Genomic DNA, 8,218 nt, shown 5'->3' with positions numbered 1-8,218 from the left:
AACACGCAGTTGCCGCAATCAGCCTTGGGGAGCCGAACGCCAATGCAGACGATGAAGGGCTGGCACAAATCGCACCCACAACTCTTCGTCAAATCACCGCGCAATCATGCGGGACGCGACAAGTAATCATTGCGATAATCTGTTGCCTGACTTTCCCGAAGACACGTTAACGATAAATTTCTTTGCCTTGCTCCCATAGGGGCGGCTTAGGAAATTCAGATCCACCAGGGCCTTCAGGCAGCGGTGAAATGTCGCCGTCGGCATCCGGGCAAGGCCGCGGTGGCTTCTCATCGCGACGCTCGTGACCTCGCCTTGTGCATTCGAGCCCATCCATGCGGCAAAATAGACATCTCTCTGGGATGGTGTCAGGTCCGAAAGACCAAGATCATGTAACTCTTGTTCAAGTAGGTCATTCAGCACCTGGATGCGTGTGATATTGTCAAAACTTTTCACAGGCTGTCCTCTTTCCGCGCACAATCGCTGTTCACGGAGCAAATAAATTAATAAGTTTTTAACTTAACAGGAGGCCATCTTAACAGGAGATGTAATGGATCCCTTTTGTGCATAGGTATACAGATGTGATCTCTCGGATGATGCCTAATCTGACCTTGATGTAGGTTGGGCTTTAACCCCTCAGCTTTACGATCTGTGCACTTTTCCCGGTCACGTAGCTGCCCCATTTTTCCATTAGTATACGACGCTGTGCTAGCAGGTCTGACCGAGCATAGGACCGCTCGACCTTGTTGCCGATGGTGTGGGAAAGGGCTGTTTCCGCAACATCGAAGCTCGCCGCTTCAGTATCCTGAACCCAAGTTCTAAAGCTTGTCCGGAACCCATGAGGCCGCCCTGCCTCGTTCATTTCATTGAGTGGTTTTGCGATGGCCGTGCTGCTTATGTATTTGCCCTTTCTGTAGCTCGGGAAGAGAAAGTCATCTTGGGCCATTTCGCGACAGGCTTTGACGATCGCTAGGGCAGCCAGAGATAATGGCACGCGGAACTCTTGCGCTTTTCCTTGCTTGCCCTTCATCCTGTCTGCTGGAACCGTCCACACGTCATCTTTTATTTCGCTGAACCGTGCCCCGCGCACGCCCTCGCTGCGCACGCCGGTGAGAATCGCAAATCGTAGGGCCTGGCAGCTCGCATTTGGCCTATCGAGTTTCAAGAAAAGGGCAGGGATTTCCTGCCACGGGGTAGCCGTGATAGGTTCGATTTTTCGGTCGACCTCCCCGAGCATGTGCTGAGCTGCATCCACGGTGAAGGGATCCACATCGATGCCCATCAGCCGCGCCTGTCGGAAAATAATTCTTGTGCGCTGGATTGCCTTTTGGGCAGTGGCAGGCTTCTCTTGCCAGATCGGCTGGAGAACGTTCCTGATGTCTGTCTGGTGTATCTGTGAAATGCGGCGTTTTCCGAGCTTCGGAATGACGTGAACGCGGAGAGGCGAGAACCACCGCCCTCGTTCACCTTTACCTCTCAGGCCTGATTTCTTTGTTTCAAAAACCAGATCAGCCAACTCGGCAAAAGTCGGGTCGTTTTTGTTGATTTCAGCGAGCTCTGCTTCACGTATTTTGTTTCGCTGATTGATCGGGTCTTTCCCGATGGTCAGTTCGGCTGCCCACCGGTCTCGCAGCTTTCGAGCCTGGGCTAGGGTGAGCTTAACTTGAGAGCCCAGACCCATTTCACGTCGTTGCCCTGCGAATGAATAGCGGTATACCCATGTCCCGTAACCTTTCCTCCGGACCAGCCGGAGGCCGGCGCCATCTTCAAATTTTCCGTCACCGAACGTTTTTATTTGAAACACAGTCAACCGATTCTTTTCCATAGTTCGCTCCTATGCTGCGACATATTGCTACCGAGGGAATTTCGGACTCGAACTTTTTTAGCCCTGTGGCGTCCCCCAACTGTTCATGAGTTGTTCTGGTTTTGAATGCAACGCCCTGCGACAAGGGTATTTCGTTATGTTATTGATAACGAAATGAAAAAAGTAACTTTATGCGTCATTGTGCGATTCGGCCGTCATTCCTTTCGACCGCACCAAATTTCCACAGTCATGTTGAACATCAAACGCCCCCCGGGGCGCTTTGACTGTTTTGGCCCCCTCATCTGGCACCATGCGGTTACCGTTTCCCGTTCCCGCATCACAAGACCCGGACTGATGTCGGTCTTCACAGGATTGCAGGCCCCCGCCGGGATCGTTGCCATGTCTGGCTACAGACAGAACGGCCATGATTCGCTGAAACTTCGGGAAAATGCTTTGAAACGAGGTCATTTTCTATACAAATCGTCTGGTTTTGATCAAATCGAGGAAATTTCATTCACTGACTGTTGCATGATGGGGCAACCTTCGCGTTAGATGGGGGCGTTCAGAGCAGGTTAACCTGCCGCATCGACAAACAGGGAGCCCCTCGTGGCAATATCTAACAACGGCGACGCGTTCGTCGCGTTTGACCGTGTTCAAAAAAGTTATGACGGGGAAAACCTAGTCGTAAAAGACCTTAACCTGTCGATTGGCAAGGGCGAGTTTCTGACGATGCTCGGGCCCTCGGGGTCGGGCAAGACGACCTGCCTGATGATGCTTGCAGGGTTTGAGACGGCCACGCACGGCGAGATCACGCTGGATGGCAAGCCGATCAACAATATCCCGCCGCACAAGCGCGGGATCGGCATGGTGTTCCAGAACTACGCCTTGTTTCCCCATATGACCGTGGGTGAAAACCTGGCCTTTCCTTTGGAAGTGCGCGGCATGGGCAAATCCGATCGTGATGCAAAGGTGATGCGCGCGCTGGAGATGGTCCAGATGGGCGAGTTCGCCAATCGCAGGCCAGCCCAGTTGTCCGGTGGTCAGCAACAGCGCGTCGCGCTGTCCCGCGCCCTTGTGTTCGAGCCAGAGCTGGTTCTGATGGACGAGCCGCTTGGTGCCCTGGACAAGCAATTGCGTGAACACATGCAGTTCGAAATCAAGCATATCGCCGACAATCTGGGTATCACCGTTGTCTATGTGACCCATGATCAGTCCGAAGCACTGACAATGTCGGACCGAGTGGCGGTGTTCGAGGATGGCCGGATCCAGCAACTTGCCCCGCCGGATGAGCTGTATGAAAAGCCGAAAAACAGTTTTGTCGCGCAGTTCATTGGCGAGAACAACACCTTGGAAGGCGTTGTTGAAAAGATCGTTGGCGACATTGCGACCGTTCGTCTGGACAGTGGCGAAGTGATCGAAACGGTTCCGGTGAACGTATCCAAACCCGGCGAACGCACGATCGTGTCGATCCGCCCGGAGCGGGTGGAGTTCGATAAATCACGTCTGCACGCGGATGCCTACACGCTTAAGGCCGAGGTTCTGGAGTTCATTTACATGGGCGACATTTACCGGACCCGGCTGCGCGTGGCTGGCAAAGATGATTTCATCATCAAAACCCGCAACGCACCCGACCAGAAGCGCCTGAAACCGGGCGAGATGATCGAGATTGGCTGGCGCGCCGAAGACTGCCGCGCGCTGGACGCTTAATCATTGCAATACCCCCCGTCGAACTATCCGGGACAGGGGGGGGGAACACCAACGGATACCCATAACAAGGAGACGGAATATAATGAAATTCAAGTCAGTCTTGCTGGTTGCAGGCGCGACTTTCGCGGCCGCAGCAGCATTTGCAGAAAGCCATTCCAAAATGGCCAATTCCATGACCATGGTGTCATGGGGCGGAGCGTATCAGAACAGCCAGGTCAAAGCCTACGTAGAGCCCTACAAGGCGATGAACGAGGGTCTTGAGGTCGTCACCGACGAATCCTCGGCCGAGGCCGTGGCAAAACTGCGCGCGATGAACGAAACCGGAAATGTCACCTGGGACATCGTCGATGTCGTTGCCTCTGACGCGATGCGTCTTTGCGACGAAGGTCTGGCGATGGAAATCGACCCCGATACAATGCTGGCTGCTGCGCCGGACGGAACATCGGCCAAGGACGATTTCGGCGACCTGCTGGTGTCGGATTGCTTTGTGCCGCAGATCGTCTACTCGACGACCTTCGGTTACCGCACGGATATGGTCGGCGATACACCGCCCACAACCGTTTGCGATATCTTCGACCTGGCGAAATTCCCTGGCAAGCGTTCGCTGCAAAAGCGTCCGATTGATAACATGGAATGGGCGCTTTACTGCGACGGCGTCGAGAAAGACAAGCTTTATGACGTTCTGGGCACCGACGAAGGTGTTGATCGTGCGCTTGCCAAACTTGACACGATCAAGGACAGCGTTGTGTGGTGGACCGCAGGTGCGGAAACACCCCAGTTGCTGGCCGATGGCGAAGTCGTGATGGGCTCGACCTTCAACGGTCGTCTGTTCTCGGCAATCGCCGAGCAGAACCAGCCGATCGGAATGCTCTGGGACATGCAGTCGTTCGACCTTGATGGCTGGATCATTCCTGCCGGACTGTCCGATGAACGCAAAGCCCGTGCATTGGACTTCCTGATGTTCGCAACCGACACGCAGCGTCTTGCCGATCAGGCCGCGTATATTTCCTACGGTCCGGCACGCAAGTCCTCGGCGCCTTTGGTTGGAAAACATGCCGAACTGGGCATCGACATGGCACCGCATATGCCAACAGATCCGGCCAACGCTGCCAATGTTCACCTGTATGACTACGGATGGTGGGCAGACAACCGCGACGATCTGGATGCACGTTTCCAGGCATGGGTTGCTCAGTAAACCCCGTTTGAAAGGGGCCCTCGTGGCCCCTTTCTACCTCACTACCCACTCTATTATTCCCGTTTTCCCTACCTTTTGCAGCAGACGATCACGAGGACAGACATGAGCGACATGCCCGACACGGAAATGAGAGACGCCAAAACCGGACTGGTTCTTGCCGCCGACGGAACGCCACTGAAGAAAAGTCTGAACCGTGCCCTGCGCCGCCAGAAACTGCGCGCCCTTGGCCTGATCGCCCCGTTGCTGATCTTTGTTCTTGTCGCCTTTGTCGCGCCGATCGTCGACATGCTGTTCCGGTCGGTCGAAAACCAGATCGTATCGGAAACGCTGCCACGCACGGTGGTTGCACTGAAAGACTGGGATCCGAATGCGGGCGAGGCCCCCGGCGAGGAGATATTTGCCGCACTCTATACCGATCTTGTCATCGCTGCGGAACGCAAGCTGCACACGCGGCTTGGGTCGCGGCTGAACTACGAACAAAGCGGCATTTCCTCGATGTTCCGCAAGGCGGGTCGCGATGTTGGCCGGCTTGGAACAGATATCTACACGGATCAGTTCGTTGCGCTGGACGCTGCGTGGAAAGACCCTGCAACATGGGGCGCGCTGATGCAGAATTCTGCCGTGCGCGCACAGCTTCCGGAAACCGCATCATCCTATGATGACTGGGCCACAGTGACCCGCGAAGACGGCAAAGACCCCGCCAAGCGGCAACCGATGGACATTGTCTATACCTCGCTTTACCGCGATCTTGCCCGGGGTGTTGATACATCTGCCGCGCCGGATGATTTGCTGGTCCGCACCGCGGCCGCTATCCCGACATTCGAAAGCGTCAGTATCAAAGAGCTGTTCATCAAGGACAACAAGGAATGGGCCGATCTGCCGGTTTGGACGACCATCCAGATTTATGCCGGTCGTTACACCAACGGATATTTCCTGAATGCGATCGACATGCAAAAAACGGTCGACGGTCCGCAGATGGTGGATGAAAACCGCCAGATCTATCTGATGCTGTTCGAGCGGACCTTCATTCTATCCCTTACAATTTGCGGAATGTGCATCCTTCTGGGCTATCCGGTGGCGTTCTTGCTGGCGAACCTGCCGTCTTCCAAGGCCAATGTGCTTCTGATCTTTGTTTTGCTGCCGTTCTGGACCTCGCTATTGGTGCGGACATCGGCATGGAAGATCTTGTTGCAGGAGCAGGGCGTCATCAACGACATTCTTGTGTGGATCGGCATAGTGGCGGATGGGAACCGTCTGGCGATGATCAACAACCAGTTCGGCACGGTGACGGCGATGACCCATATCCTGTTGCCCTTCATGATCCTGCCGCTTTACTCGGTGATGAAAACCATCCCGCCCTCCTATGTCAGGGCCGCGAAATCGCTTGGGGCGACAAACTTCACAGCATTCCGCCGGGTGTATTTCCCTCAGTCGGTGCCGGGCATCGGCGCGGGGTCGATCCTGGTGTTCATCCTGTCTATCGGGTATTATATCACCCCCGAACTGGTCGGGGGGACCAAGGGCATCTTCATTTCGAACCGGATCGCCTACCACATCTCGACCTCGTTGAACTGGGGGCTGGCGGCGGCATTGGGGACCATTCTTCTGGTGATCGTGCTGGCCTTCTATTACGCCTATGACAAGATCGTCGGCATTGACAACGTAAAGCTGGGATAAGCCATGAAACTGCCAATCTACGCCACACTCGGCCAGCGCATCTGGCATTATGCGTATCTTACGCTTTGCGGGTTGATCTTTTTCTTCCTGATTGCGCCGATCCTTACGATCATCCCGCTTAGCTTCAACGCGCAGAACTTCTTTACGTTCACGCCGGAAATGTTGCGGTTCGACCCTGCCGGCTATTCGCTAAAGCATTACCGGGATTTCTTTCAAGACCCGCAGTGGCAGCAGGCGCTGCGCAATTCGGTTCAGATTGCGCCGATGGCAACGATCATTTCAGTGTCATTGGGAACGCTGGCTGCAATCGGCCTGTCGCAGTCCCATGTTCCGTTTCGGCGGGCCATCATGGCAATTCTGATTTCACCGATGATTGTCCCGCTGATCATCTCTGCGGCGGGCATGTATTTTTTCTACAGCCGCGTCGGATTGCAGGGAACTTATATCGGTGTCGTTCTGGCGCATGCAGCGCTTGGTATTCCTTTTGTGATCATCACAGTGACAGCGACCCTTGTCGGGTTTGACAAAAGCCTGACGCGGGCGGCGGCTAACATGGGCGCCGGCCCGGTGCGCACGTTCTTCAAGATCCAGATGCCACTGATCCTACCCGGTGTGATCTCTGGCGGCTTGTTTGCCTTTATCACGTCATTTGACGAGGTTGTGGTGGTGCTGTTTGTCGGGTCCGCCGGGCAGAAAACGCTGCCATGGCAGATGTTCATCGGCCTGCGTGAACAGATCAGCCCGACCATTCTGGCGGTTGCCACGATCCTTGTCATTGTGTCCATCGGCTTGCTGACGGCGGTCGAATTGCTGCGCCGCAGATCAGAGCGGCTGCGGGGGCTGTCGCCGGACTGACCCCGCCAAGGGTCACCCTTCGCCGAGGGCCGTCTTTTTGGTTTTGTGACCGTGGTTTAGATCCGGCGTCATGACTGACCATAGTGTCAGACCCTCAGTCGGGATCCTGTCTGCTACGGACAGCGGGCGCCGAAGGCGCTGGACGAATGCTGAGAGGGTGCGGATCGCTGAAGAAGGTTGCCGCGCAGACAGCCCGCGCGGCAAGGCTGCGGAACGCGAATTGGTGCAGGCGCGCGCCTTGGCTTCCTGCACGGATGCGACGATCCAGGAGTTGAAGCTTGAGGAATTGGAAGCGGCCGCCACGGAGGACGCGCTGACCGCTGAACAGACTGCTGCGGACGGCAAGACCAGCAAGGTGCGCGCCTTCACGCGGCGCAAGCCTGTGCGCAAACCCTTTCCCGACCACCTGCCGCGCGAACGTGTGGTGATAGAGGCTTCGACCAACTGCACCTGTTGTGGCTCGGACCGGATCGTGAAGATGGGCGAGGATGGCGCTGGAGGTTATCCCTTGTCAGTGGGAGGTAATCCAGACGGTGCGCGAGACGTTCACTTGCCGGGCATGCGAGAAGATCAGTCAGCCGCCAGCGCCGTTCCACGCCATTCCGCAGGGTTGGGCAGGGCCGCAATTGATCGCGATGGTTGCCTTTGAAAAATACGGACAGCGCCAACCGCTGAACAGACAATCCGAGCGGATTGTGCGTGAAGGCATTGATCTCAGCCTGTCCCACCGGCTGATCTGGCTCCATGTTCTGGTAGGCAGCCGGTTGCATGGCGACGATACGACCGTGCCGCTTCTGGCGCGCGGGGGCACCAAGACTGCGTGGCTTTGGACCTATGTGCGTGATGACTGGCCGTGGGGTGGCCGCGCGCCACCTGCGGGTTTCGGTAAGTCCCGGACAGTGATTACGGTAAGTCCCGGACAGCGATTTCAGTAAGTCCCGGACAGTTCCGGGCGGTTTGACGGTTGGTCATTGCCAGCGATG

At 56.0% G+C, this 8,218-nt stretch carries 6 protein-coding genes and 3 pseudogenes; 7 read left to right on the top strand and 2 right to left on the bottom strand.

Annotated elements, in window-relative coordinates:
* Positions 1–126, top strand: a pseudogene (locus ACEN2R_RS20270) (IS481 family transposase); the annotation flags it as partial.
* Here ACEN2R_RS20270 and ACEN2R_RS20265 read toward each other — a convergent pair.
* Both ACEN2R_RS20265 and ACEN2R_RS20260 read right to left on the bottom strand, forming a co-directional pair.
* Positions 127–453 (bottom strand): hypothetical protein, encoded by a 327-nt coding sequence (locus ACEN2R_RS20265; protein WP_442044673.1) that lies wholly within the window; start codon positions 451–453, stop codon positions 127–129.
* A 172-nt stretch (positions 454–625) separates the two neighbouring features.
* Entirely contained in the window at positions 626–1,822 is a 1,197-nt protein-coding gene (locus ACEN2R_RS20260) for a tyrosine-type recombinase/integrase (protein WP_442044671.1), read from the bottom strand.
* A 153-nt stretch (positions 1,823–1,975) separates the two neighbouring features.
* On the opposite strand from ACEN2R_RS20260, the gene ACEN2R_RS20255 reads away from it, so the two are divergent.
* The 6 genes and pseudogenes from ACEN2R_RS20255 to ACEN2R_RS20230 all read left to right on the top strand — a co-directional run.
* Entirely contained in the window at positions 1,976–2,353 is a 378-nt protein-coding gene (locus ACEN2R_RS20255; RefSeq protein ID WP_442044670.1) for a hypothetical protein, read from the top strand.
* A gap of 54 nt (positions 2,354–2,407) precedes the next feature.
* Positions 2,408–3,508, top strand: a complete 1,101-nt coding sequence (locus ACEN2R_RS20250; RefSeq protein WP_442044668.1) for an ABC transporter ATP-binding protein — start codon at positions 2,408–2,410, stop codon at positions 3,506–3,508.
* Positions 3,509–3,590: 82 nt separating this feature from the next.
* Positions 3,591–4,703, top strand: a complete 1,113-nt coding sequence (locus ACEN2R_RS20245) for an extracellular solute-binding protein (protein WP_442044667.1) — start codon at positions 3,591–3,593, stop codon at positions 4,701–4,703.
* A gap of 102 nt (positions 4,704–4,805) precedes the next feature.
* On the top strand, positions 4,806–6,380 hold the full coding sequence (locus ACEN2R_RS20240) for an ABC transporter permease (protein WP_442044665.1): 1,575 nt from the start codon (positions 4,806–4,808) through the stop codon (positions 6,378–6,380).
* Between the two features lie 3 nt (positions 6,381–6,383).
* Positions 6,384–7,235: pseudogene (locus ACEN2R_RS20235) on the top strand (ABC transporter permease); the annotation flags it as partial.
* A 157-nt stretch (positions 7,236–7,392) separates the two neighbouring features.
* Positions 7,393–8,113 (top strand): annotated as a pseudogene (locus ACEN2R_RS20230) (IS66 family transposase); the annotation flags it as partial.
* Between the last annotated feature and the right edge of the window lie 105 nt (positions 8,114–8,218).

The sequence above is a fragment of the Pseudogemmobacter sp. W21_MBD1_M6 genome (assembly GCF_052119585.1).
GTDB lineage: Bacteria > Pseudomonadota > Alphaproteobacteria > Rhodobacterales > Rhodobacteraceae > JBGQOJ01.
Note: the sequence above shows the minus strand (reverse complement) of the source record. Positions and strands in the feature narration are given on the sequence as shown.